Origin of the sequence: Bradyrhizobium sp. 4 (assembly GCF_023100905.1) — a bacterium.
Classification (GTDB): domain Bacteria; phylum Pseudomonadota; class Alphaproteobacteria; order Rhizobiales; family Xanthobacteraceae; genus Bradyrhizobium.
In genome coordinates this window covers 2,544,229-2,568,388 of sequence record NZ_CP064686.1, presented here as the reverse complement: position 1 = coordinate 2,568,388, position 24,160 = coordinate 2,544,229, and the positions used below count along the sequence as shown (strand labels likewise).

General features: G+C 63.8%; 17 protein-coding genes. 10 read left to right on the top strand and 7 right to left on the bottom strand.

The annotated features are described in order from the left end of the window. Nucleotides 1–34: 34 nt before the first annotated feature. On the top strand, nucleotides 35–997 hold the full coding sequence (locus IVB45_RS11710) for an amidohydrolase family protein (protein WP_247359898.1): 963 nt from the start codon (nucleotides 35–37) through the stop codon (nucleotides 995–997). Nucleotides 998–1,197: 200 nt separating this feature from the next. Then, nucleotides 1,198–1,824, top strand: a complete 627-nt coding sequence (locus tag IVB45_RS11705; protein WP_247359899.1) for a LysE family transporter — start codon at nucleotides 1,198–1,200, stop codon at nucleotides 1,822–1,824. 9 nt (nucleotides 1,825–1,833) lie between these two features. Here IVB45_RS11705 and IVB45_RS11700 read toward each other — a convergent pair whose 3' ends face one another. The 3 genes from IVB45_RS11700 to IVB45_RS11690 all read right to left on the bottom strand — a co-directional run bounded on the left by IVB45_RS11700 (nucleotide 1,834) and on the right by IVB45_RS11690 (nucleotide 7,791). Next, nucleotides 1,834–4,950, bottom strand: a complete 3,117-nt coding sequence (locus IVB45_RS11700; RefSeq protein ID WP_247359900.1) for a CusA/CzcA family heavy metal efflux RND transporter — start codon at nucleotides 4,948–4,950, stop codon at nucleotides 1,834–1,836. A gap of 38 nt (nucleotides 4,951–4,988) precedes the next feature. After that, nucleotides 4,989–6,233 carry an efflux RND transporter periplasmic adaptor subunit gene (locus IVB45_RS11695; RefSeq protein WP_247359901.1) on the bottom strand — a complete coding sequence of 415 codons (1,245 nt, stop codon included), beginning with the start codon at nucleotides 6,231–6,233 and terminating at the stop codon, nucleotides 4,989–4,991. Nucleotides 6,234–6,378: 145 nt separating this feature from the next. Further along, nucleotides 6,379–7,791 (bottom strand): CoA transferase, encoded by a 1,413-nt coding sequence (locus tag IVB45_RS11690; protein ID WP_247359902.1) that lies wholly within the window; start codon nucleotides 7,789–7,791, stop codon nucleotides 6,379–6,381. Nucleotides 7,792–7,845: 54 nt separating this feature from the next. Here IVB45_RS11690 and IVB45_RS11685 point away from each other — a divergent pair, with 54 nt between their 5' ends. After that, a complete protein-coding gene (locus tag IVB45_RS11685; RefSeq protein ID WP_007593600.1) occupies nucleotides 7,846–8,133 on the top strand; it encodes a hypothetical protein in 288 nt (95 codons plus the stop codon). Nucleotides 8,134–8,308: 175 nt separating this feature from the next. After that, the gene (locus IVB45_RS11680; RefSeq protein ID WP_247359903.1) at nucleotides 8,309–9,079 is read left to right on the top strand and encodes an SDR family oxidoreductase; all 771 of its coding nucleotides are present in this window, start codon (nucleotides 8,309–8,311) and stop codon (nucleotides 9,077–9,079) included. A 246-nt stretch (nucleotides 9,080–9,325) separates the two neighbouring features. Here IVB45_RS11680 and IVB45_RS11675 read toward each other — a convergent pair whose 3' ends face one another. Genes IVB45_RS11675 through IVB45_RS11665 form a run of 3 tightly spaced genes read right to left on the bottom strand, consistent with a single transcriptional unit; the run spans nucleotide 9,326 to nucleotide 14,968 of the window. Then, nucleotides 9,326–12,694, bottom strand: a complete 3,369-nt coding sequence (locus IVB45_RS11675; protein ID WP_247359904.1) for an error-prone DNA polymerase — start codon at nucleotides 12,692–12,694, stop codon at nucleotides 9,326–9,328. Then, nucleotides 12,691–14,283, bottom strand: a complete 1,593-nt coding sequence (locus tag IVB45_RS11670; RefSeq protein WP_247359905.1) for a DNA polymerase Y family protein — start codon at nucleotides 14,281–14,283, stop codon at nucleotides 12,691–12,693. Before IVB45_RS11670 ends, IVB45_RS11675 begins: the two co-directional genes overlap by 4 nt. Continuing rightward, a complete protein-coding gene (locus tag IVB45_RS11665; RefSeq protein WP_247359906.1) occupies nucleotides 14,180–14,968 on the bottom strand; it encodes a DNA repair protein in 789 nt (262 codons plus the stop codon). The genes IVB45_RS11670 and IVB45_RS11665 overlap by 104 nt, the downstream gene beginning before the upstream one ends. Before the next feature lie 163 nt (nucleotides 14,969–15,131). On the opposite strand from IVB45_RS11665, the gene IVB45_RS11660 reads away from it, so the two are divergent. From IVB45_RS11660 to IVB45_RS11650, 3 genes are all read left to right on the top strand, one after another. Beyond that, complete coding sequence (locus IVB45_RS11660; protein WP_247359907.1) at nucleotides 15,132–16,367, top strand: putative DNA modification/repair radical SAM protein; 1,236 nt, start codon at nucleotides 15,132–15,134, stop codon at nucleotides 16,365–16,367. Further along, nucleotides 16,367–17,809 (top strand): UdgX family uracil-DNA binding protein, encoded by a 1,443-nt coding sequence (locus tag IVB45_RS11655; protein WP_247359908.1) that lies wholly within the window; start codon nucleotides 16,367–16,369, stop codon nucleotides 17,807–17,809. Before IVB45_RS11660 ends, IVB45_RS11655 begins: the two co-directional genes overlap by 1 nt. A gap of 99 nt (nucleotides 17,810–17,908) precedes the next feature. Continuing rightward, nucleotides 17,909–19,537, top strand: a complete 1,629-nt coding sequence (locus IVB45_RS11650) for an inorganic phosphate transporter (protein WP_247359909.1) — start codon at nucleotides 17,909–17,911, stop codon at nucleotides 19,535–19,537. A gap of 75 nt (nucleotides 19,538–19,612) precedes the next feature. Here IVB45_RS11650 and IVB45_RS11645 read toward each other — a convergent pair whose 3' ends face one another. Then, a complete protein-coding gene (locus IVB45_RS11645) occupies nucleotides 19,613–20,785 on the bottom strand; it encodes a M20 aminoacylase family protein (RefSeq protein ID WP_027569022.1) in 1,173 nt (390 codons plus the stop codon). Nucleotides 20,786–20,985: 200 nt separating this feature from the next. Here IVB45_RS11645 and IVB45_RS11640 point away from each other — a divergent pair, with 200 nt between their 5' ends. The 3 genes from IVB45_RS11640 to IVB45_RS11630 all read left to right on the top strand — a co-directional run bounded on the left by IVB45_RS11640 (nucleotide 20,986) and on the right by IVB45_RS11630 (nucleotide 24,096). After that, nucleotides 20,986–22,605, top strand: coding sequence for a GMC family oxidoreductase N-terminal domain-containing protein (locus tag IVB45_RS11640; protein ID WP_247359910.1), 1,620 nt, complete (start codon nucleotides 20,986–20,988; stop codon nucleotides 22,603–22,605). Nucleotides 22,606–22,792: 187 nt separating this feature from the next. Further along, the gene (locus tag IVB45_RS11635; protein ID WP_027569020.1) at nucleotides 22,793–23,737 is read left to right on the top strand and encodes a metallophosphoesterase; all 945 of its coding nucleotides are present in this window, start codon (nucleotides 22,793–22,795) and stop codon (nucleotides 23,735–23,737) included. Between the two features lie 23 nt (nucleotides 23,738–23,760). After that, nucleotides 23,761–24,096, top strand: coding sequence for a cupredoxin family copper-binding protein (locus IVB45_RS11630; protein WP_027569019.1), 336 nt, complete (start codon nucleotides 23,761–23,763; stop codon nucleotides 24,094–24,096). Nucleotides 24,097–24,160 lie beyond the last annotated feature (64 nt).

Sequence of the window (24,160 nt, the reverse complement as noted above, 5' to 3'; positions counted from 1 at the left end):
GCCACCGCCAAATAACAAAACGGGGAGAGAAACCATGCTCAGCCGACGCAGCGTCCTGCTTGCCTCCCTTGCCGCCGGAGTTGCCATGTCCAACAAAGCCCACGCACGTGCCGCGCAGCCCGCGACGCCCGTTAATTTCGACGTCCCGGCCCATGCCTGCGACTGTCACACCCACATCCATGGCGACGTCGAAAAATTTCCGTTCTTCGCGGGCCGCGTCTACACGCCGGAGCCGGCTTCGCCGGAGGAAATGGCCGCATTGCACAAGGCGCTGCATATCGAGCGCGTTGTGATCGTGACGCCGAGTGTCTACGGCACCGATAACGCCTCCACCCTGTTCGGCATGAAGGCGCGTGGCGCGGCCGCGCGCGGGGTGGCCGTGATTGACGACAAAACGACCGAGGCCCAGCTCGATACCATGCAGGCGGACGGCTTTCGCGGTGTCCGCCTCAATCTCGCGACCGGCGGCGTCAACGACCCCAATGTCGGCCGGCCGCGTTTCACCGCCGCAGTCGAGCGCATGAAGGCGCGCGGCTGGCACGTGCAGCTCTACACCACGCTTCCGATGATCTCGGCAATCAAGGACCTCGTCGAGACGGCGCCAGTACCCGTTGTCTTCGACCATTTCGGCGGCCTCGAGGCTTCGCTTGGGCTGGAGCAGCCAGGATTTGCCGACTTGGTCGCGCTGGTGAAATCCGGCAAGGCCTATGTCAAGATTTCCGGCGCCTATCGCTCCTCGAAGCTCGCGCCCGACTATCAGGACATGGTGCCCTATGCCCGCGCACTGATCGCGGCGAATGCGGACCGCATCGTCTGGGGCACGGACTGGCCGCATCCCGATTCGAGCCGTGTCGAGGGACGCAAAGCCACCGACATCGCGCCGCTCTACCAGATCGACGACGGCCGCCTGCTCAACCAGCTTCCGGTGTGGGCGCCGGATGCGGATGTGCGCAAGAAGATCCTGGTCGACAACCCGGCGCAACTCTACGGGTTCTGAGTCGCGACAGGCGCAATTCGGTTCAACGACCGCGACACAGTTCCACAGTGAAGTGTGGAACTGTTGTCGCGAAGGCACAAACTCCTTGGACTCACACGAACGTGTTTGTGCTCTCGCTCGTTTCTCACCCTTCTGGTTGAGGCGGCGATTCATTTTCGGGGCTACCCACACGCACAGATTTCATTTGTTCGTGCGGGTGCATGCCTTTATCGCATTATCTTGCCGCGCTTTTTTCCGGCATTGGAATTGGTTTCACCGTCGCCGCCCCCATCGGACCGATGGGCATGCTGTGCATTCAGCGCACATTGGCATCAGGCATGGCCACGGGCCTCGCAACCGGCTTCGGCGCGGCGACCGTGCATCTCACTTACAGCGCCCTCGCGGTTTTGGGCCTGGGCTCGCTTGCACAGCCCTGGGTCGAGGCCAATGCCGCCAGCTTCGGCATCGTCTCGGCGCTCACGTTGCTGTGGTTCGTGATCCGAACCCATCGCGGCTCGGTCGCACTCCAGGCGACCGACGACATCGACAACGTGCATCTGGCGCGCGCCTATCTCAGCGCCATCGCGCTTGGGTTCACCAATCCGCTGACCGTCATCCTGTTTCTGGCTGCGCTGCACGCCTTCTCCATGCAGGCCGCGGCAGCCCCGCTGATCGCCGGTGTCTTCGTCGGTTCCGCGATCTGGTGGACCGTGCTCAGCACGATCGTGGCAACGGCGCGATCACGGCTGACGCCGCGCATGCTGTCGATGAGCAGTCGGTTGGCCAGCCTGATGCTGCTGGGCCTCGGCACCATGATGCTGGTGCGGATCGCGCAGCGGATGCTGTGATTGGCGGCGTCAGCGTGCGCGGCGGGAGAAGAAGGAGATCAACACCGGCAGCGTCACCAGGATCACGATCGGGGCGAGCATCATGCCGGTTACCACGACCACCGCGAGCGGCTTCTGCACCTGCGAGCCGATGCCTTCCGAAAGCGCGGCCGGCAACAGGCCGATGCCGGCGACAACGCAGGTCATCAGCACCGGCCGAAGCTGCAATTCGCCGGTGCGTATCACCGCGCTCATGCGGTCCATGCCCTCTTCGATGAGCTGGTTGAACTGCGACAGGATGATGATGCCGTCCATCACGGCGATACCGAACAGCGCGATGAAGCCGATCGCCGCCGAGACACTGAAGGCGGTGCCGGTGATCAAAAGACCGAGCACGCCGCCGAAGATCGCCATCGGGATCACGCTCATGGCGAGCAGCGTGTCAGTCATCGAGCCGAAATTGAACCAGAGCAGGACGCCGATCAGCGCCAGCGAGATCGGCACCACGATCGACAATCGCCGGATCGCGTCCTGGAGATTGCCGAATTCTCCGACCCAGTCCATGTGCGCGCCGGGCGGCAGCTGCACCTGATCGGCGATCTTCTGCTGCGCCTCGCGGATGGCGCTGCCGAGGTCGCGTTCACGCACCGAGAACTTGATCGGCAGATAGCGTTCCTGCTGCTCGCGATAAATGTAGGCCGCACCCGAGACGAGGCTGATGCTGGCGACCTCGCTCAGGGGGATCTGCGTGACGGTGCCGTTTGGTCCGGGCGCGCCGATCCGCAAATTCTGGATCGCCTCGGCGCTCCTGCGGAATTCCGGCGCGAGACGAACGATGATCGGAAAGTGGCGGTCGCTTCCCGCCTCGTAGATGTCTCCGGCGGTGTCGCCGCCGATCGCGACCTTGATGGTGGCGTTGATGTCACCCGGCGCGAGGCCGTAGCGCGCGGCCTTGGCACGGTTGATGTCGATCTGTATGGTCGGCTGCCCGAGTGAGGTGAACACCGCAAGATCGGTGACGCCCTGCACGGTTGACAGCACCGACTTGATCTTGTTGGCGGTGTCGGTCAGCGCCTGGAGGTCGCTGCCGAACAGCTTGATCGAGTTCTCGCCCTTCACGCCGGAGACGGCTTCGGAGACGTTGTCCTGGAGATATTGCGAGAAGTTGAACTCGACGCCGGGGAAGCGATCGTCGAGCTGCTTGAGCAGTTGCGCGGTCAGCTCTTCCTTGTCGCGGGTGCCGGGCCATTGGCTGGCGGGCTTGAGCGGCGCGAAGAACTCGGCGTTGAAGAAGCCGGCGGCGTCGGTGCCGTCATCGGGGCGGCCGTGCTGCGACACCACGGATTCCACTTCAGGCCGCGCGCGGATCACCTTGCGCATCTCGTTGACGTAGGAGTTGCCTTCCTGAAGCGAGATGGTCGGCGGCAGCGTGGCGCGGATCCAGAGATTGCCCTCCTCCAGCTTCGGCAGGAATTCGAGGCCAAGCAACCGGCTGAGCGCAACCGTCATCAGCACGAGGCCGAACGCACCACCGAGCATGATGCCGCGGTTGGCGACCGCCCAATGCAGCACCGGCATGTAGATCCGATGCAGGATCAGCATCACCTTGGTCTCGGTCTCCCTGACATGCGCGGGCAGGATGATCGCGGACAGCGCCGGGGTGACGGTGAAGGTCGCAAGTAGTCCACCGGCCAGCGCGTAGGCATAGGTGCGCGCCATCGGTCCGAAGATGTTGCCCTCGACGCCGGAGAGCGTGAACAGCGGCAGGAAGGCCGCGATGATGATCGCCGCGGCGAAGAAGATCGAACGGGAGACATCGGCCGCCGCGCTGAGGATGGCGTGGCTTTTCATGCCGAACAGCGTCTCAGACGACATCTGCTCGGATTCCGACATCGGCGTCGTCTGCGTCAGGCGCCGGAAGATCGCCTCCACCATGATGACGGTGGCATCGACGATCAGGCCGAAATCGATCGCACCGACCGACAGCAGGTTCGCCGATTCCCCGCGCAGCACCAGGATGATCACCGCGAAGAACAACGCGAACGGAATGGTGGCGCCGACGATCAGCGCACTGCGGAGATCGCCGAGAAAGATCCACTGCAGCAGCACGATCAAGAGAATGCCGACCACCATGTTGTGCAGCACGGTGTGGGTGGTGAGCTCAATCAGGTCGCCGCGGTCGTAGATGCGTTCGATGCGCACGCCGGGCGGCAGGATGCTGGACTCGTTGATGGTTTGAACGAGCTGGTGGACGCGCTTGATGGTTGGCGAACTCTGCTCGCCGCGGCGCATCAGGACGATGCCTTGCACGATGTCGTCCGCCTCGTCGAGGCCGGCAATGCCGAGACGTGGCTTCTGGCCGACGGTGACGGTGGCGACGTCCTTGACCAGCACCGGATTGCCGTTGGTCTGCGAGACCATGGTGTTGGCGAGGTCGTCGATCGAGCGGATCAGGCCGACGCCGCGCACCACGGCCGATTGCTGACCGATATTGACGGTGTTGCCGCCGACATTGACGTTGGAATTGCCGACCGCCTGGAGCAATTGCGGCAGCGTCAGGCCGTTGGCGACCAGCTTGTTGAAGTCGACCTGGAGCTCGTAGGTCTTGCTCTTGCCGCCCCAGCCGGTGACGTCGATCACGCCGGGCACGGCACGGAAGCGCCGCTGGAGAATCCAGTCCTGGATGGTCTTGAGGTCGAGCACGCTGTAGTTCGGCGGACCGACGAGACGGTAGCGGAAAATTTCGCCAATCGGGCTGAGCGGCGAGATCTGCGGCTGCACGTTGCCGGGCAGCGGCGCGAGCTGCGCCAGGCGGTTCAAGACCTGCTGCAACGCCTCGTCATAGGTGTAGGCGAAAGAGAACTGCAGTTTGACGTCGGAGAGGCCGTAGAGCGAGATGGTGCGAATGGTCGTCACGTTCTTCAGACCCGCGACCTGGGTCTCGATCGGAATCGTGATGTAGCGCTCGATCTCCTCCGCCGACAGCCCCGGGCTCTGCGTCACGATGTCGACCATCGGCGGGGTCGGATCGGGATAAGCCTCGATGTTGAGCTGGTTGAACGCGATCAGGCCGCCGATGAGCACGGCGACGAACATCCCGACCATCAGGAAGCGCCGGTTGACGGCAAGGGCGACGAGGCGATCCATTCAGGTCTTCAGCTTGTCTTTTTTTCCCGGCCCGTCGATCAGCTGCCGGACGCCGCGCGGTCGATGAACAGGCTGCCTTTGGTGACCACCTGCTCGCCGGGCTTCAGATTGCTGGTGACCTCGACGAGATTGCCATTGATGAGACCGATCTTGATCTCGCGCAGCTCGACCGACTTGTCCTCGCGTGCCACCCAGAGGCGGACCTTGTCGGCTTCGTAGATCAAGGCCTGCTTCGGTACGGCCGGCGCGGCGCGATCGCCGGACGAATAGATCGTGACGTTGGCGAACATCTCCGGCTTCAGCAGACCGTCCTTGTTGTCGATGGTGGCGCGGACCAGCAGGCGGCGGGTGTTCGGATCGATCGCGGCGGCGACGTAGTTGACCTTGGCGGTCAAGGGACGGCCCGGGAGCGCCATCACGTTGACGCTGATGTCCTGCCCGATGCACACGGCGGCCGCATCGCTCTCGCGCACGAAGGCGGTGAGCCAGACCGTGGAGAGGTCGCCGACGACGAAGACCGGATCGCTGGCGCCCGAATTGACGTACTGGCCGGGGCCGATCTTACGCTGCACGACCGTGCCCGCGATCGGCGAATAGATCGTGACTTCCGGATTGATGACGCCCTTGTCCTGGAACGCCTTGATGGTCTCGTCGGTGAAGCCGAGGATACGCAGCTTGTTGCGCGCTGCTTCCAGCGCCGTCGCCGATGAGCGCATGTCGTTCTGCGCCTGAACCTGGGTCGCTTCCGCCTGCTGATAGTCCTTCAGGGGGATGGCATGGCCCTCGTAGAGGTCCTTGGCGCGCTTGAACTGGATGTCGGCAAGATCGATCGCCGACTTCGCCTTGTTCTGCGAGCTCATCGCTGCAATGAAATCGTTCTGGGCCTGCACGGTGTCGGCGGCCTCGATCGTGAACAGCGGTTGACCTTGCTTCAGCACCTCGCCGGGCTTGGCGAGCAGCTTGGTCACCCGGCCCGCATAGGGCGAGAACACCGGCGTCGAACGGTCCTCGTCGACTGCGACCTTGCCCTCGGTGACATACTCGGCGCGGAAGGTCTTGGCCTTGACCGGCTCGATCGTCAGCGTCGCCCATTCCGACGGCGTCGGCGTGAAGTTCTGCGCATTCCTGCGCGACTGGCTGGAGATCTCGGAGTGGTTCTTCTCCTTCGCTCCCGCATGGAGGAAGCCGTAAGCCCCGGCACCGGCAAGAGCTAGTAAAACTACGGATGTAATTACCCGTTGTTTTGTAAGCACCTGCAATCGCTTGGTATTTTCAACTACCATGGGGCCCGGTCATGTCTGCGATGATACCAGCGGATGCCGGCGTCATCGGTCGCGCTAATAGTGCCGAATTGTGATTTCAAACAACCTAAAAAACGCCGGGCGCCTTTCGGTTTGCGTTAAAAATTTGCGACACGTCAGCTTCACGTCAGTTTGTCACCGGCCACTCTGCCGGATGACTGCCGAGCGGCATCGCCGGACGGCTCCATTGCGCCGGCGTCTTCGACAGCATCGCTGAATGGCGCACCGCCTTCAACGGGCCGAAGCCAGATGGCATGCTCTCGATGAATGCAGCGTGTACGGCCTCGCCCGTAATATCCGGGGTATTCAGGCCATTATCGAGCCGTCCGAGATTCCACAGCCAGCGCCCGATCTGCGCCAGCGATACGCGCACGTGCCAGCTGCCGCCTTCGCGGGCCTGGCGGGCCTTGGCCATCATCGCGCCGAACGCCATCAGATAGCCGGTGGCGTGGTCGAGCATCTGTGCCGGCAATTCCTTCGGTCCATCCATACCGGCAGCCTGTCCCTCGGCATGGTTGAAGCCGGTCGTGGTCTGCACCAGAGAATCGAAGCCGCGCCGCTCCGCCCATGGGCCGGCATGGCCATAGGCCGACAGCGTCACGTAGACGATGCCGGGATTGATTTTTGCCGCGTCCTCGGGCGTAAAGCCGAGAGCGGCGAGCGCGCGCGGGCGATAGCCTTGTGAGAAGATGTCGGCGTCCTTCAACAGCGCGCGCATCCGCGCACGTCCGGCCTCGCTCTTCAACTCGATGAAGGTGGTGAGCTTGCCGCGGCCGGTGTCGATGGTCAGCCACGGAATGGCCGGCAGTTCGGGGCCTGACACGAGCAGCACATCCGCGCCGTGCGCGGCGAGCGTGCGGCCGGCGACTGGCCCCGCGATGACGCGGGAGAGATCAAGCACGCGCAGGCCCGAGAGCGGGCGATCGCCTTTTGGCAATCGTTGCGGCCATGGCTTCGGCGGGGCCTCGCCGATCTTCTCGATCGAGACCAGCGGCAATTCGGCGAGCGCGCGGGCCTGCGGCAGCGCCGACCATTCGTCGTAGGAGCGCATCAGGGCAACGACGCCGCCCGCAGCGTAAGCCGCAGTCTCGAAATCCTCGCCCTTCCATTGCATCAATGCGGCCTGCACCTTCTCGCGCTCGGGTTCGCAGCCGAGCACCTTGCAGACGGCGTCGCGATGATGCGGGAAATTGGTGTGGCAGCGGACGAAGCGGTTGTCGCCGGTTCTGTAGACGCCGGCGATGGCATCCCAGGCGGGCGGCGGCGGCTTGTCGTCGACGCGCAAGTAGCGCTCGGAGCGGCATTCGGCGACGGCATGGCGCAGTTCGACGCTGACGTCCTGCGCTTCGCCGCTGCGCAATCTCCAGATTTCGGCGGCGGCAAGGCCGGCGGCGGCGATAGTCGTTTGGCCGGCAATTGCGACGCGAAACGAGGACGGGATCTGCGGCTCCTCGCCCGTCAGCCGCACGCGCGCGAGCGCGGCGGCGTCACCACCGGCGGAGGTCCAGATGCCACTGAGAATTTCGGTGGGGCTTTGCATGACCCTTCTCTCCCTTTAGTTTGCGACCATCGCATTAGCACACAAGGACATGCAATGGCCGCCATCGATCCTCTCACCGCAGGCGCCGTGTTCATCGCAACGGCGGCCACCGACGCGGTCTATGTCATGTTCACCTCGGCCGTGATCGCGCGCAAGCGCGTGCCCGCGGCGAACTGGAGCGCGGTCTGGTACATGCTCTCCTCCTATGCGGTGATCAGCTACACCGAAAACGCTTTCTATGTGGCTTTCGCGGCGATCGGCTCCTGGGCCGGCGCCTACGTCTCACTGACATTCCTGCACCGCCCGCCCGGCGGCCCGCCGGTGGGGGCGGCACCGGAGTGAGGGCCGCTGTTTCCACACGCTCATTGCGAGCGAAGCGAAGCAATCCAGAGTCTTTCCGCGGTGGCATTCCGGATTGCTTCGTCGCAAGAGCTCCTCGCAATGACGATGTGGAGGCTTTTGGGCGTCTCTCGAAACAGCTACACTCGCTGCGACCAACAAAAAAGGAAACCAAACAATGGATCTCGGTCTCAAGGGCAAGAACGCCGTCGTGCTTGGCGGCACGCGCGGCATCGGGCGGGCGATTGCGGCGACGCTGGCCGGCGAAGGCAGCAATGTCGCGGTGTGTGCGCGCAACGCCGATCAGGTTGCCGCCACTGTTACGGAGTTGAAGGCGAGCGGGATTCGCGCGACCGGCAGTCCGGTCGACGTCACCGACGGCGCGGCACTGAAATCCTGGATCGAGAATGCTGCAAAGGAGCTTGGCGGCATCGACATGCTGTTCTCCAACGCAGGCGCGATGGCACAAGGCCATGATGCCGCTTCGTGGGAACAGAATTTTCGGCTCGACCTGCTCGGCGCCGTGCATGCGTTCGACGCCGCGCGGCCGTTCCTCGAGGCCAGCGGTGCAAGCAGCGGCGATGCCGCTTTCGTGATCATCTCATCGATCTCCGCGGCGCAAGCGGACACGGCGAGCTCCTACGGCCCGATCAAGGCTGCGTTGATCCACATGGCCAAGGGGCTGGCGCGGCAATATGCGAAGAAGAAGATCCGCGTCAACGTGGTCTCGCCAGGCACGGTCTATTTCAAGGGCGGCGTCTGGAATACGATCGAGCAGAACATGCCCGAGCGCTACAATGATGCGATGAAGCGCAACCCCACCGGCCGCATGGCGACGCCGCAGGAGATCGCGAGCGCAGCGGTGTTTCTGGCGAGCCCGGTGTCGGGGTTCACCACGGGCTCCAATCTCGTCGTGGATGGGGCGATCTCGAACCGGGTGAATTTTTGAGGCCACGCTGTCATCGCCCGGCTGACCGGGCGATCCAGTATTCCGAGGCGACTGAATCGTGAAGCCGCGGCGTACTGGATACCCCGCCTCCGCGGGGTATGACGACTGAGAGTGAGGCGCGCGATCGCTTCAACAAACTCGTCATTGCGAGCGCAGCGAAGCAATCCAGAGTCTTTCCGCGGTAACAGTCTGGATTGCTTCGCTGCGCTCGCAATGACGGTGTGGCAGCAGAGTGCTCTACATTCCTCAATGGAAATCCCGCGACGGCGGCAGGATGCGGACGTTGCGGGGGTGGCGAAGTTTTTGCGCGGGCGCATCGGTGTGGGCGCGGGGATCGTCGTTGAGCGGTTCGACCACGGTGGCGCCTGCCGGCACCGGATGCTTGCGGCCGAGGGCGTCGTTGGCGAGGCCGACCAGATCGTGCGAACGGTCGATCATCCGCTGGGCGATCAGATGCGTCACCTTTTCGGGGCTGCTCTGGATATAGCCTTCGACCAGGATGAGGCGTGCGCCCATCACCTCCTTCCGGTACTGCTCCATGATCTTCGGCCACACCACGACATTGGCGATGCCGGTTTCGTCCTCCAGTGTCATGAACACGACGCCGCTGGCGCTGCCCGGCCGCTGCCGTACCAGCACGACGCCGGCACAGCGGACACGGCGCCGCTCGTTGTCATGATTGATGTCCTTGCAGGCGACGATGCGCTCGCGCGAAAACATCTCGCGCAAAAATTCCATCGGATGCCCCTTCAGCGATAACCGAATGGTCTGATAGTCCGCGACCACCTGTTCGGCCCGCGGCATCACCGGCAACGGCCTGGCGTGCTCGTCCGGCTGCTCGCGTGCGGTGGCCACCTCGAACAGCGGCAGCGGCACATCGCCGGGCAGGCGCCGCACCTGCCACAGCGCCTCGCGGCGGTCGAGCCCGAGCGAGCGGAACGCGTCGGCATCGGCGAGCAAGATCAGCGCGCGCTTGGGCAGACCGGTGTCGCGGGCGAAATCTTCCAGCGAGGTGAAGGGCCGGCGGTTGCGCGCGGCGACGATGCGGTCGGCCCAGTCGGGCGCTCTCTCCACATACTCATTCCGAGGCGCGCCTCTTTTCAGCCTTTCCTCATCCTCATCGAGCCAATGAAAACCGTCGATCTGGCGGAAGCCCAGGCGCACGGCGCAATATTTGCCACTTCCTTCTTCCAGCGTGTTCTGCGCAAAGCTGTAGGACACATCGATATCGCGCACCTCGACGCCGTTCTTGCGAGCGTCGCTGACGATCTGCGCCGGGGCGTAAAAGCCCATCGGCTGCGAGTTCAGGAGGCCGCAGCAGAATGCATCAGGGTGATAATGCTTCAGCCATGAGGAAATATAGACAAGCTGCGCGAAGCTTGCGGCATGGCTCTCCGGAAAGCCGTAACTGCCAAAGCCCTTGATCTGTTCGAAACAGTTTCTGGCAAAATCCGGCGCATAACCGCGTGCGATCATGTTGCCGATCATCTTGTCTTCGAACTTGCCGATGGTGCCGACATTGCGGAACGTTGCCATCGCACGGCGCAGGCCGTTGGCCTCCTCGGCCGTGAACTTCGCGGCCTCGATCGCGATCCGCATCGCCTGCTCCTGAAACAAGGGCACGCCGAGGGTCTTGTGCAGCACTCTGTAAAGCTCGTCCTTGTCGCCATGCTCCGGTGACGGCGATGGATAGTTCACTTTTTCCAAGCCGTTCCGCCGCCGCAAATACGGATGCACCATGTCACCCTGGATCGGCCCCGGCCGCACGATCGCGACCTCGATGACGAGATCGTAGAAGGTCCGTGGCTTCAGCCGGGGCAGCATGTTCATCTGCGCGCGGCTCTCGACCTGGAATACGCCGAGCGACTCCCCGTCGCACAGCATGTCGTAGACTTTGGAATCATCCTGCGGGACGCTCGCCAGCATCCAGCGTTCGCCCTTGTGCTGCTCGATCAGATCAAAGCACTTGCGGATGCAGGTCAGCATGCCCAGCGCGAGCACGTCGACTTTCATCATGCTGAGCGCGTCGACATCGTCCTTGTCCCATTCGATGAAGGTGCGATCGTCCATCGCGGCATTGCCGATCGGCACATAGGTGTCGAGCCGGTCCTGCGTGAGCACATAGCCGCCGACATGCTGGGACAGATGACGGGGGAATTCGATCAGCTCGGTCGCGAGCTCGACTGCGAGGTTGATCATTGAATTTTGCGGATCGAGGCCGGCCTGCCTGACCTGCATGTCGTTGAGGCCCTTGCCCCAGCTTCCCCAGACGGTGTCGGCGAGGGCCGCGGTGACGTCCTCGGTCAGGCCCAGCGCCTTGCCGACGTCGCGGATGGCGCTGCGCGGGCGATAATGAATGACGGTGGCGATGATCGCAGCGCGATGGCGGCCGTAACGGCGATAGACATATTGCATCACCTCCTCGCGCCGCGAATGCTCGAAATCGACGTCGATGTCGGGCGGCTCCAGCCGCTCCTTGGAGATGAAGCGCTCGAACAGCAGATCGACCTTGGTCGGGTCGACCGAGGTGATGCCGAGCACGTAGCAGACCGCCGAATTCGCCGCCGATCCCCGCCCCTGGCACAAAATGTTCTGGCTGCGGGCGTAATGCACGATGTCGTGCACGGTGAGGAAGTAATGCGCGTATTTCAGATCGGCGATCAGTGCGAGTTCTTTCTTCAGGGTGGCGCGCAGCTTGTCGTCGATCTTGCCGCCGAAATATTTGTCGACACCGGCCCAGGTCAGATCCTCCAGATGCCCCTGCGCGGTCTTTCCCGGCGGCACCGGCTCATCCGGATACTGATATTTGAGCTGATCGAGCGAGAAGGTGATCTTGTCCGCAAAGCGCATGGTCTCCGCGATAGCTTCGGGGAAATCGCGGAACAGCCGCGCCATCTCCCTGGGCGTCTTCAGAAATCGCTCGGCATTGGCTTCCAGCTTCCGGCCGACCGCCTCGATCGTGGTTTTCTCCCGGATGCAGGTCAGCACGTCCTGGAGGGGACGGCGCGCGGGGTGGTGATAGAGCACCTCGTTGGTCGCAAGCAGCGGCACTTTTGCTTTTGCGGCGAGATCATCGAGCTGCGCGAGGCGGCGGCGGTCGTCGCCACGATAGACCAGGCTCGCCGCCAGCCACACGCCCTCGGCACGACTTGCCTTCAGCTTGGCGAGGATGTCCTGCGTCTGCGCCGCATCGAAGCGATACGGCAGCGTCAAGATCAGGAGCTGGCCTTCGGAAAACGCAAGGAGATCGGCGAAGGTGAGATGGCACTCGCCCTTCGCAATCCTCGTGATACCGTCGCCGCGCTTGCCCCGGGTGAGAAGCTGGCACAGCCGGCCATAGGCGGCGCGGTCACGCGGATAGACCAGGATATCGGGCGTGCCGTCGATGAAGACGATGCGGGTGCCAATCAAAAGCTTCGGCTTGTGCAGCACCTCGTCATTGTCGAGCTCCTTGTAGGCGCGCACTACGCCAGCGAGCGTGTTGTGGTCGGCGATGCCGATCACGGGAATGCCGAGCTTGCTGGCCTGGTGCACATAGGCGCGCGGATCCGAGCCGCCGCGCAGGAAGGAGAAATTCGTGGTGATGCCGATCTCGGCATAAGCGGGCGTGTTCATGCGAAGAGACCGTGCACATACCAGCCGGGAGGAACAGGCTTGCCGTCGCTGTCGAAGCACTCCCCCTCGTAAAGACCGTCGCGAAAGATCCAGAAGCGCAAGCCTTCGGCATCTTCGATACGGAAATAATCCCGCGTCAGTTGCTTGCCGTCCTGCCGCCACCATTCCATGGCGATGCGCTCGGGGCCTTCCACCCGCACCACCACATGCTGCGCGCGGCGCCAGGTGAATTGATGCGGCGGCCCGTCGGGCACGGTCGCAAACGGCACATTGATCGGCTCAGGCTTGTCGAACAGCCGCAACGGACGCAGCGGCGGCTCAGTCTCGGTGCGCGCGGGCCATTCGGCCTGCATGGCCACGGCGAGATGATGCTGCGCCGGTGCGGCCAGCACCGCACATTCGGGGATATGGGTATCCTCAGGCAGATGCACGACGACGCGCTTTCCGCCGATGCGCGCGGCGATGCGGTCGATCAGCGCGGCAAGCTCGTCATTGTCGTGGACATGGGCGTCGAGATCGCGCTGCTCCTGCACCACGATCTCGGTGCGGCTTGCCGACAGCCGCACCATGTCAAAGCCGAAGCCGGGATCGAGGGGATCGGCGAGTGCATCGAGACGCTCGCGGAACAGCCGGTCGATGACTTTGCTTTGCGTCACGGGACGTCCGGTCTCGACCATAATCGCGCGCACCGCGCCGTCGGTGCGGAAGAAGGCTGCTTCCAGGCGGCGCGCGCCCTTGCCCTGCTTCTCCATCGACGCAATCAGCGTGTCCGCCAGGCGCGACAGCGTCATCGCGATCATGGTGTCGGTCGCGATCGGCTCGGCAAAGCGTTTCTCCACGATGTAATCGGGCAGCGGCTTTCGTGGATTGATCGGCGCATCGCCCTGCCCCAGCGCATGCGCGAGCAGCGTGGAGAACCGCGCACCGAACCGCGCCGTGATTTCGCTCGGCGTGCGCGAGGCGACATCGCCGATGGTCTTCAGGCCGGCGCGTCGCAGGCCGGTGCTGATGGCCTCACCCGCGCCAAGCGCTGACACCGGAAACCGGCTGATTGCCGCCGCCTCCCCGCCATCGGCAACGATGGTCCTTGAAGATTGCCGCGTCAGCGTGCGCGCGCAGACCGAGGTGCCGGCGATCGCCGCGCTGACGGCAAAGCCCTGGCGATCGAGGGCACGGACAAGGGTTTGCAACAGCGCAGCCTCGCCGCCGAACAGATGCGCGCAGCCGGTGATGTCGAGGAACAGCCCGTGCGGCGGATCGAGTGCCACCAGCGGCGTGAAACGATCGCACCAGTCGGCGATGTCGCCGATCGTCTTGGCATCGGCCACGGCATCGGCGTCGAACACCTTTAAATCAGGACACATCGCCCGGGCATTGGCCAGAGGCTGGCCGATATGCAGACCGAGGCGCTCGGCCGCCTCGTGCAGCGCATGGATCACCAACGCGTTGCTGTCCTTGGCAACGACGATGCTGGGCGCATTATTTTCATGCAGTCCGACGTTGCCGAAGAACCGCTGGATCCGATCGATGGGCAGGCGCGGCAGCCACAGGCTGAGGATACGCCGACGATTCAGAGAACTGGCACTCATCACATTTCCATTCCATGATCCACCGCCCGCACGGGCCATGACGATTGCGCAGGAGCTCGGCATCGAAACGCGGCGCCCCCCAAGCGCTCCACATCGCGCCCGGCGGCGAATGCGCCGCGCGCAGCATCCATCTGGTCTCGGCGGTTGAGGGTAAAGGTTGCGCGGCCATCCGCAGCAACAGGCCGGTGACACCGGAAGATTGCGCAGCCAGCGTCAGCTTGCGGCTCGCCACCAGATCGAACTGCCTCGTCTCGCCCCAGAGCTCGAGCACGACGGCACCCAGCGCGTCGCAGGCGAGCGCATCGGCCGACGTGCGCAACGCACTCTCCACGTCGGCGGCGCGCACCATCACCATGCGGCGCGGATCGAGACCGATCTCGGTGAGCCCGCTCATCGACAGCGCACCGGTTTCAATTTCTGAAAAATCCTGCCGCACCCACAGCAGCGGTTTTCGCGCCGTCATCCGCCCCGCAAGTCCGGTGACAAAGCCCGTCGCGGCCGCGCCCTGACGCCCCTCGCAAAATACCTCGTGGATTGCCGCGCGCGCGAGCCCGCCCTTTAGCGCGTTGTCGGCCTCGCGATGGCCGAGCGCGACACGGTCGCGATGATGCACGACCTCCGCCGTCTCGATGCGCTCGATCTGGCCGCGCAAGGCTGCAAGCGCGCTGATGCGTGCGCCGCTCATGGTCGCCGCTCCTTGAAGGGGTGATTGCCGTGGCTCTCAAAAAGAGAACCAACGGCTGGCTCAATTGTTCATGGTATGTTCTAATATAAAGCTAACGCCGCCTGGAGAGTCAATCGAATTGGCACTCTTCGGGATTCATCAGCTGAATCAAAGGGATTCCAATATGGACGTGCAACGCAAGCTGGAAATCCTGGCGGACGCCGCCAAGTACGACGCGTCCTGCGCCTCCAGCGGCACCGAGAGACGGGATTCCAGCGACGGCAAGGGCATGGGATCGACCGCGCCCGGCATGGGCATTTGCCATTCCTACGCGCCGGACGGCCGCTGCATCTCGCTGCTCAAGGTGCTGCTGACCAACGCCTGCAATTACGACTGCCTCTATTGCGTCAACCGCGCCTCCTCCAACGTGCCGCGTGCCCGCTTCACGATCGACGAAGTCGTCAAGCTGACGCTCGACTTCTACCGGCGCAATTACATCGAAGGACTGTTTCTCTCCTCCGGCATCATCCGCAACCCCGACTACACCATGGAGCAGGTGGTAAGCGTCGCGCGCAAACTGCGCGAGGAGCATCACTTCCGTGGCTACATCCATCTCAAAACGATCCCCGAGGCCGACGATGTATTGATCTCCGAGGCTGGCAAATATGCCGACCGTCTCTCCATCAACATCGAGATGCCGCAGGAGACGAGCCTGCAGCAATTCGCGCCCGAGAAGGACGTGCGCGCGATCCGCCGCACCATGGGCCGGCTGCGGCTGAAGCTGGACGAGGCCGAGGAAAGCCGCAACGCGAACACGAAAGCCAAGCCGCAGCGCTTCGCGCCGGCCGGCCAAAGCACGCAGATGATCGTCGGCGCCGACGCGGCCTCCGACCACACCATCCTCCACACCAGCGCCAATCTCTACGGTTCATACAGGCTGAGGCGCGTCTACTATTCCGCGTTCAGCCCGATCCCCGATGCCAGCCGCGCGCTGCCTCTGCGCGCGCCGCCCTTGCTGCGCGAGCACCGACTCTACCAGGCCGACTGGCTGATGCGGTTCTACGGTTTTGACGTCGGCGAGATCGTCGACGACAGTGCGATGCTGCCGCTCGACATCGATCCAAAACTCGCCTGGGCATTACGCCACCGCGACTGCTTCCCGCTCGACGTCAACCGCGCCAGCCGCGAGGAGTTGTTGCGCGTGCCGGGCTTCGGCACCAAGGCGGTCGATCGCATCATCGCAACGCGGCGCACGACCACGATCCGCGTTGCCGATCTCGCGCGGCTGCATGTGCCCCGCAACAAGGCGCTGCCGTTCATCGTCCTCAGCGACCACCGTCCCGCGCCGCACCGCCTCGACGAGGCACGGCTGATCGAACGGTTCAAGCCGAAGGCAACGCAACTGGGATTTGGCTTCTGATGCAATATATCACCCTCGAGAACGAAACCGATTTCGATGGCTGGCGTAAAGCCGCGCGTAGCCTCGTGCTTCACCAAATGAAACCGGCCGATGTCATCTGGGCCGTGCAGGGCGGCGAAGCGGAGCTGTTCGCGACGCCGTCATCGTCTCCGCTGCCGGCGGCTGGCGACGGCACCTTCAACGTGCCTGCAAAATTCGTCGAGTTCGCCAAGGCCGCGATCCTGCATCGCGATCCCGAGCGTTTCGCGATCCTCTATCGCCTGCTGTTTCGGCTGAAGGACAATCACGATCTCATCGAGGTCGCGACCGATCTCGATGTCGCGCAAGTCACGGCCATGGCAAAGGCGGTCTACCGCGACGAGCACAAGATGCACGCCTTCGTGCGCTTCCGCGAGATCGGCAGGGAACGCGAAGCACACTATGTCGCCTGGTTCGAGCCGGAGCATCATATCGTCGAGCTCGCCGCGCCGTTCTTCGCCCGGCGCTTTGCCGACATGCCCTGGTCGATCCTGACGCCGGATTTATGCGCGCATTGGGATGGCCACGCGCTCTCGTTCACATCAGGCGTCAGCAAGAGCGAGGCACCGAGCGAAGACCGGCTGGAGGAAACCTGGCGGCGCTACTACGCCAGCATCTTCAATCCGGCCCGCCTGAAGGTGAAGGCGATGCAGGCCGAGATGCCGAAGAAATATTGGAGGAACCTGCCCGAGGCTTCGATCATTAAGCCCTTGATTGAGGACGCCGAGCGCATGACCGGCGCCATGATCGCCAATGCCGCAACCGATCCGCACAAGCCTCAAAAGCGGCCGGAGGCTCCGATGAAACGCAAGACCGCTGCCGACGATCTCGAAGCGCTCCGCGAGGAGGCCGCCCACTGCCGCGCCTGCCATCTCTACAAGGACGCCACTCAGACCGTGTTCGGCGAAGGCCCGAAGTCCGCCAACATCATGCTGGTCGGCGAGCAGCCCGGCGACAAGGAAGACCTCGCCGGCCATCCCTTCGTCGGTCCGGCCGGCCAGATGCTCGACAGGGCACTGCAGGAGGCCGGCGTCGACCGCAAGAAGGTGTATGTCACCAACGCGGTGAAACACTTCAAGTTCGTGCCGCGCGGCAAGATCCGCCTGCATCAGAAGCCGAATACGCCGGAGATAAAAGCCTGCCGGCAGTGGTTTGAGCGGGAAGTCTCCGTCATCCAGCCCGATCTCATCGTTGCAATGGGCGCGACCGCCGCGCAGAGCGTGTTCGGCAAGATCACCCCTGTAGGCAAGACCCGCGGCCGGCTGATCGACCTTCCCGACGGTCACAAGGCGCTGGTTACGGTGCACCCGTCCTATCTGCTGCGGTTGCCCGATCCGGAAGCCAAGGTGCTGGAATATCAGCGCTTTGTCGAAGATTTGAAGATCGTCGCCGGTTTGCAGAAGAAAGCCGCGCGCGCCGCCTGAATACGGGCGGGAAAACCCCTTTCAGGTGCCGTCCTGTCATCCAGCCTTCAAATCCATCGGGGACAATAGCCCTTACAGAAAGTTAAGGGGCGTCCAGACATGACCGATGTTGCATTCGATCGCGCGGTAGCCGATCCCGCGCCGATCCAGCCGGCCTCGCGGCCAAATCTCGACAAGGGCTTCAATCCGCTGACACTGATCCTGTTCTTCGGCATCCTCGCCGCGGGCCTGCTCTATGTGGCCTACAGCATCTATTCGGATGTCGATGCGACCGGCACGCGGGTCACGAGCTACCTGCCCTATATCCTCCTTATCGTCGCCCTCCTGATCGCGCTCGGCTTCGAATTCGTCAACGGCTTCCACGACACCGCCAACGCGGTTGCGACCGTAATCTACACCCATTCGCTGCCGGCCGAAGTCGCGGTGATGTGGTCAGGCTTCTTCAACTTCCTCGGCGTGCTCATGTCCTCCGGCGCGGTCGCCTTCGGCATCGTTTCGCTGCTGCCCGTGGAGCTGATCCTGCAAGTCGGCTCCAGCGCCGGCTTCGCGATGGTGTTCGCGCTGCTGATCGCCGCGATCCTTTGGAACCTCGGCACCTGGTATTTCGGCCTGCCGGCCTCCTCCTCGCACACGCTGATCGGCTCGATCATCGGCGTCGGCGTCGCGAACGCGCTGATGCGCGGCCGCGACGGTACCTCGGGCGTGGACTGGGGCAAGGCCACCGAGATCGGCTATGCGCTGTTGCTGTCGCCGCTGGTTGGCTTCGTCTGCGCCGCCGGCCTGCTGCTGCTGCTCAAGCTGATCGTCAAGAACCCGGCGCTCTATGCCGCCCCTGAGGGTCACAAAGCCCCGCCGATCTGGATTCGCGGCCTGCTGATCCTGACCTGCACCGGTGTCAGCTTCGCCCACGGTTCGAACGACGGCCAGAAGGGCATGGGCCTGATCATGCTGATCCTGATCGGCACCGTGCCCACGGCCTACGCGCTCAACCGCGCCTTGCCGGAGTCGCAAGTCGCCCAGTTCGCGAAGGTCTCGGATGCCGCCTCCAAGGTGGTTGCGGCCAAGGGCGCCGGCCATGCGATCATCGGCGATCCCCGTCCTGCGGTGACGCAGTACGTCACCTCGCATCACATCAGCGAAGGCACCTATCCTTCTCTGTCAGTGCTGGTGAAGGATGTCGGCGAGCAGGTCGCGAAATACGGTTCGCTGAACAAGGTGCCGGCGGAAGTCGTCGGCAACACCCGCAACGACATGTACCTGACCTCGGAAGCGATCCGCTTCCTGATGAAGGACAAGGAAAATGACCTTAGCAAGGAAGAGGTCGCGACCTTGAACGCCTACAAGGGCGGCCTCGACAGCGCGACCAAGTTCATCCCGACCTGGGTGAAGGTCGCGGTCGCCATCGCGCTCGGTCTCGGCACCATGATCGGCTGGAAGCGCATCGTCGTCACCGTCGGCGAGAAGATCGGCAAGACCCATCTCACCTACGCGCAGGGTGCCTCCGCCGAGCTCGTCGCCGCCGCCACGATCGGCGCCGCCGACGTGTTCGGGCTGCCGGTCTCGACCACCCACGTGCTGTCGTCCGGCGTCGCCGGCACCATGGCCGCGAACGGTTCGGGTCTCCAGATCGCCACCATCAGGAACATGGTGATGGCTTGGGTCCTGACCTTGCCCGTCGCTATCCTGTTGTCGGGCACGCTGTACGTGATCTTCTCGCGGATCTTCTGAAGCCGATCACGTCGCTCGAAGACAAAGGACCCGTGCGATGCGCGGGTCCTTTTCGTTTGTGCTTTCGGCTTGACCTTACGACGCCGCGAGCGATTGCTCGACCAGCTTGACCCAGTACGAAGTGCCGTAGACGATCGCCTCGTCGTCGAAATTGTAGGCGGGGTGATGCAGACCGGCGCTGTCGCCGTTGCCGCAGAAGATGAACGCGCCGGGGCGCGCCTCCAGCATATAGGCGAAATCCTCGCCGCCCATCAGCGGCGACATCTCGAGCACGTTGGCCTCGCCCGCAACTTGCCCCGCGATGCGACGCGCAATCTCTGTCTCCGCGGCGTGGTTGTTCACCACGGGATAATTCCGCTGGTAGCGCAGGTCGATCTTGGCGCCGGTGATCTGCGCCACGCCCGCCACGACCTCGTGCACGCGCTTCTCGACCAGCTTGCGCACCTCCGGCGACAGCGTGCGGATGGTGCCCCTCAGTGTCGCGGTTTGCGGGATCACGTTGCGGGCATTGCCCGCGTGGAACTCGCAGATCGAGATCACGGCCGATTCCAGCGGATCGACGCTGCGCGCGACGATCGACTGCAGCGCCGTGATCACCTGTGCGCCGACCAGAACTGAATCGACACATTTGTGCGGACGCGCGGCATGGCCGCCGAGGCCTTCGATCATGATATCGACCTCGTCGGTCGCGGCCATGATCGGACCCGGCCGGATCGCGAACGAGCCCACCGGAATGCCCGGGCCGTTGTGCATGCCGTAGACCTGCTCGATGCCGAAGCGCTCCATCATTCCGTCCTTGACCATGGCCAAGCCGCCGGCGCCACCCTCCTCGGCCGGCTGGAAGATCACCACCGCATCGCCGGCGAAGTTGCGGGTCTCGGCGAGATATCGCGCAGCACCGAGCAGCATCGCGGTGTGGCCGTCATGGCCGCAGGCGTGCATCTTGCCCGGGGTCTTCGAAGCGTAGGGCAGGTTGGTCTGTTCCTCGACCGGCAGCGCATCCATGTCGGCACGCAGGCCGATGGCCTTGAGGCCCTCGCCGGCCGGCTTGCTGCCCTTGATCACGCCGACCACGCCGGTCTGGCCGATGCCCGTCACGACCTCATCGCAGCCGAATTCGCGCAGGCGGTCCGCGACGAATGCTGCGGTGCGGTGGACGTCATAGAGCAGCTCCGGATGCTGGTGGATGTCCCGGCGCCAGGCCTGAATATCGGGTTGAAGGTCGGCGACGCGGTTCACGATGGGCATGGAGGGTCTCAAGCTTTGTTGAAAATGCAGGCCTGTCTACCATGCAAGCACCAGTCCACCCAACTGGCGGGGGCTCCGGGTAGCTCTGTCCTCTCATCATGGCCGGGCTTGTCCCGGCCATCCACGTCTGACTATTAGAACGGAAAGCGCGTGGATGCCCCGGACAAGCCCGGGCATGACGCCTGTTGGGTGGAAGCAGAATGCCAAGGCGGCTCGAAGGTGAGTTTGACTACATTGTCGTTGGTGCCGGCACGGCGGGCTGCATCCTTGCCAACCGGCTGTCCGCCGTTTCCAGCAATCGCGTCCTCGTCCTCGAAGCCGGCGGCGACGACAACTGGATCTGGTTCCACATTCCCGTCGGCTATCTCTTCGCCATCGGCAATCCGCGCTCGGACTGGATGTTCAAGACCGAGGCCGAGCCAGGGCTGAACGGCCGCTCGCTCGCCTATCCCCGTGGCAAGGTGATCGGCGGCTCTTCGGCGATCAATGCCATGATCTCGATGCGTGGACAGGCCGCCGATTACGATCACTGGCGCCAGCTCGGCATGACCGGCTGGGGTTACGACGACGTGCTGCCGCTGTTCAAACGGCTCGAGGATCATTTCCTCGGCGCGAGTGAGCATCACGGCGCCGGCGGCGGCTGGCGCATCGAGGCGCCGCGGCTGTCCTGGGACGTGCTTGATGCCGTGGGCGACGCGGCCGAGGAGATGGGCATCAAGCGCATCCCGGATTTCAATACCGGCGACAACGAAGGCACGAGCTATTTCCACGTCAATCAGAAGCGCGGCCGGCGCTGGTCATCGGCGCGCGGCTTCCTCAAGCCGGTATTGAACCGCCCGAACCTGCGGCTCGAAAAGCATGTGCTGGTCGACCGTCTGATCATCGAACAGGGTCGCGCCGTCGGCGTGCGCTTCATCCAGAATGGCGAGATCTTCGAGGCGCGTGCGAAACGCGAGGTGGTCCTCTCGGCAGGCGCGATCGGCTCGGCGCAGGTGCTGCATCGCTCCGGCATCGGACCTGCCGACTGGCTGTCACCGCTCGGCATCGACATCGTGATGGATAAGCCCGGCGTCGGCCGCAATCTGCAGGACCATCTCCAGCAGCGCGCGATCTACAAGGTCGAGGGCGTGCGCACCCTGAACGAGACCTATTACAATCTGGTTCGACGCGGCCTGATGGGCCTCGACTACGCCTTCCGCCGCCGCGGGCCGCTGACCATGGCGCCGTCGCAGCTCGGCATCTTCACCCGCTCCGATGCGACGCGCGCGCGCGCCAACATCCAGTTTCACGTGCAACCGCTGTCGCTCGACAAGTTCGGCGATCCCCTGCACCGCTTCCCCGCGATCACGGTGAGCGCCTGCAATCTCCAGCCGACCTCGCGCGGCACCGTACGTCTGCGTTCGGCGACGCCGGACGAGAAGCCGATCATCGCGCCGAATTATCTTTCGACGGATGATGACCGTCAGGTCGGCGCCGACGCCATCCGCACCACCCGCCGCCTGATGCAGCAGAAGGCGCTGGCAAAATATCGCCCGAGCGAATATCTGCCCGGCCCCGCGGTCGGCGACGACGATGCCTCGCTCGCGAAGGCCGCCGGCGACATCGGCACCACCATCTTCCACCCCGTCGGCACCGCGAAGATGGGCGCGGCAAGCGATGCGATGGCGGTGGTCGACGAACGCCTGCACTTCTACGGTCTCGGCGGCCTTCGCATTGTCGATGCCTCGATCATGCCGACCATCACGTCAGGCAATACCAACACGCCGACCGCGATGATCGCCGAGAAGGGTGCGGCGATGATTTTGGAGGATGCGAAGTGAATGCGTAGCCTTGATCGGGCGTAGCGAAATCCGGGAGAGGACGCTCGATTGGTCCCGTATTCCGCAACGCTCCATACGGGCTACGCGTCCAACCACCTCACGAAAACGTCATCGCGTTCGGGAATAACACCCCCGCTCCCCCAATCACCTCCCCGAAGCCCAATTCCGGGCGAAGTGGAGCTGCGCGATGAGCGGACACGATCACGGCGAGGACGGCTTAAGCCGCCGCAAGGTGTTGGAATGCATGACCTGGGCCGGCACCGGGGTGCTCTGGACCATCACCGGTGGCGTCCCGCGCTCGCTCGGCATCATCGATTCCGCGCAAGCTGCGACCGCGGCCGCGCCCGGAATGACCTTCCTCCAGATCAGCGATAGCCATGTCGGCTTCGACAAGCCGGCCAATCCCAACGCGCTCGGCACGCTGGAGGAAGCCATCAACAAGATCAACGCGATGCCGGTCAAGCCGTCCTTCATGATCCACACTGGCGACATTACGCATCTCTCCAAGGCCGCCGAGTTCGACAATGCCGATCGCATCATCTCGCAGAGCAAGCTCGACGTGCATTACGTGCCCGGCGAGCATGACTTCCTCGACGAGGACGTGAAGTTCTATCGCGAGCGCTACGGCCGCGGTACCAAGGGCGCAGGCTGGTATTCGTTCGACGCCGGCGGCGTGCACTTCATCGGCCTCGTCAATGTCGTCGACCTCAAGGCCGGAGGCCTCGGCAATCTCGGTGCCGAGCAGCTCGCCTGGCTCGAGGACGATCTGCGCGGCAAGTCGAAATCGACGCCGATCGTGCTGTTCGCCCACATCCCGCTCTGGACCGTCTACCCCGAATGGGGCTGGGGCACTGAGGACGGCGCCCGCGCGCTGGAACAGGTGAAGGGCTTTGGTTCAGTCACCGTGCTGAACGGCCACATTCACCAGGTGATGCAGAAGGTCGAAGGCAACGTCACCTTCCACACCGCACGCTCCACCGCCTTTCCGCAGCCGGCGCCGGGAGCTGCCCCCTCGCCCGGACCGATGAAGGTCGAGGACGCAAAGCTCCGCGCGATGCTCGGCGTTGCCAGCATCAACTTCAAGCAGAATGAGCAGCGGCTCGCGATCATCGACACGCCGCTCCAGGGTTGATGCAGGGCGAACGGAAGCTGACAATGAAGACTCTCAATCGCCGCGACTTCGGTGTCGCCTTCGGTCTCGCTTGGGCCGCGGCCATGCTGGTACCCGCCACAACCGCCCGTGCCGACGACATGGAGGTGCATATCGACAATTTCGTCTTCCAGCCGGCCGAGCTCAAGATCAAGGTCGGCACCACCGTGACCTGGACCAACCGGGACGACATCCCCCATACCGTTGTGTCGGCCGGGAAGTTCAGATCCAAGACCCTGGACACTGACGACAAGTTCTCGTTCACCTTCACCAATGCGGGCGACTACAAATATTTTTGTTCTCTGCACCCGCACATGACGGGGATGATCAAGGTTGAGTAACGTCTCGAACCAAGGCATCAACGTCTTGCCCGGCCGGTGGTCCCACGCCGGCCGGGCTCGTGTG

Excerpts from the sequence above, each read along its gene's own strand:
- IVB45_RS11690 (WP_247359902.1), bottom strand. The coding sequence starts at position 7,791 with ATGCAAAGCCCCACCGAAATTCTCAGTGGCATCTGGACCTCCGCCGGT.
- IVB45_RS11705 (WP_247359899.1), top strand. The coding sequence starts at position 1,198 with ATGCCTTTATCGCATTATCTTGCCGCGCTTTTTTCCGGCATTGGAATT.
- IVB45_RS11665 (WP_247359906.1), bottom strand. The coding sequence starts at position 14,968 with ATGAGCGGCGCACGCATCAGCGCGCTTGCAGCCTTGCGCGGCCAGATC.
- IVB45_RS11650 (WP_247359909.1), top strand. The coding sequence starts at position 17,909 with ATGACCGATGTTGCATTCGATCGCGCGGTAGCCGATCCCGCGCCGATC.
- IVB45_RS11680 (WP_247359903.1), top strand. The coding sequence starts at position 8,309 with ATGGATCTCGGTCTCAAGGGCAAGAACGCCGTCGTGCTTGGCGGCACG.
- IVB45_RS11670 (WP_247359905.1), bottom strand. The coding sequence starts at position 14,283 with ATGAGTGCCAGTTCTCTGAATCGTCGGCGTATCCTCAGCCTGTGGCTG.
- IVB45_RS11635 (WP_027569020.1), top strand. The coding sequence starts at position 22,793 with ATGAGCGGACACGATCACGGCGAGGACGGCTTAAGCCGCCGCAAGGTG.
- IVB45_RS11660 (WP_247359907.1), top strand. The coding sequence starts at position 15,132 with ATGGACGTGCAACGCAAGCTGGAAATCCTGGCGGACGCCGCCAAGTAC.
- IVB45_RS11640 (WP_247359910.1), top strand. The coding sequence starts at position 20,986 with ATGCCAAGGCGGCTCGAAGGTGAGTTTGACTACATTGTCGTTGGTGCC.
- IVB45_RS11655 (WP_247359908.1), top strand. The coding sequence starts at position 16,367 with ATGCAATATATCACCCTCGAGAACGAAACCGATTTCGATGGCTGGCGT.
- IVB45_RS11630 (WP_027569019.1), top strand. The coding sequence starts at position 23,761 with ATGAAGACTCTCAATCGCCGCGACTTCGGTGTCGCCTTCGGTCTCGCT.
- IVB45_RS11695 (WP_247359901.1), bottom strand. The coding sequence starts at position 6,233 with ATGGTAGTTGAAAATACCAAGCGATTGCAGGTGCTTACAAAACAACGG.
- IVB45_RS11685 (WP_007593600.1), top strand. The coding sequence starts at position 7,846 with ATGGCCGCCATCGATCCTCTCACCGCAGGCGCCGTGTTCATCGCAACG.
- IVB45_RS11700 (WP_247359900.1), bottom strand. The coding sequence starts at position 4,950 with ATGGATCGCCTCGTCGCCCTTGCCGTCAACCGGCGCTTCCTGATGGTC.
- IVB45_RS11710 (WP_247359898.1), top strand. The coding sequence starts at position 35 with ATGCTCAGCCGACGCAGCGTCCTGCTTGCCTCCCTTGCCGCCGGAGTT.
- IVB45_RS11645 (WP_027569022.1), bottom strand. The coding sequence starts at position 20,785 with ATGCCCATCGTGAACCGCGTCGCCGACCTTCAACCCGATATTCAGGCC.
- IVB45_RS11675 (WP_247359904.1), bottom strand. The coding sequence starts at position 12,694 with ATGAACACGCCCGCTTATGCCGAGATCGGCATCACCACGAATTTCTCC.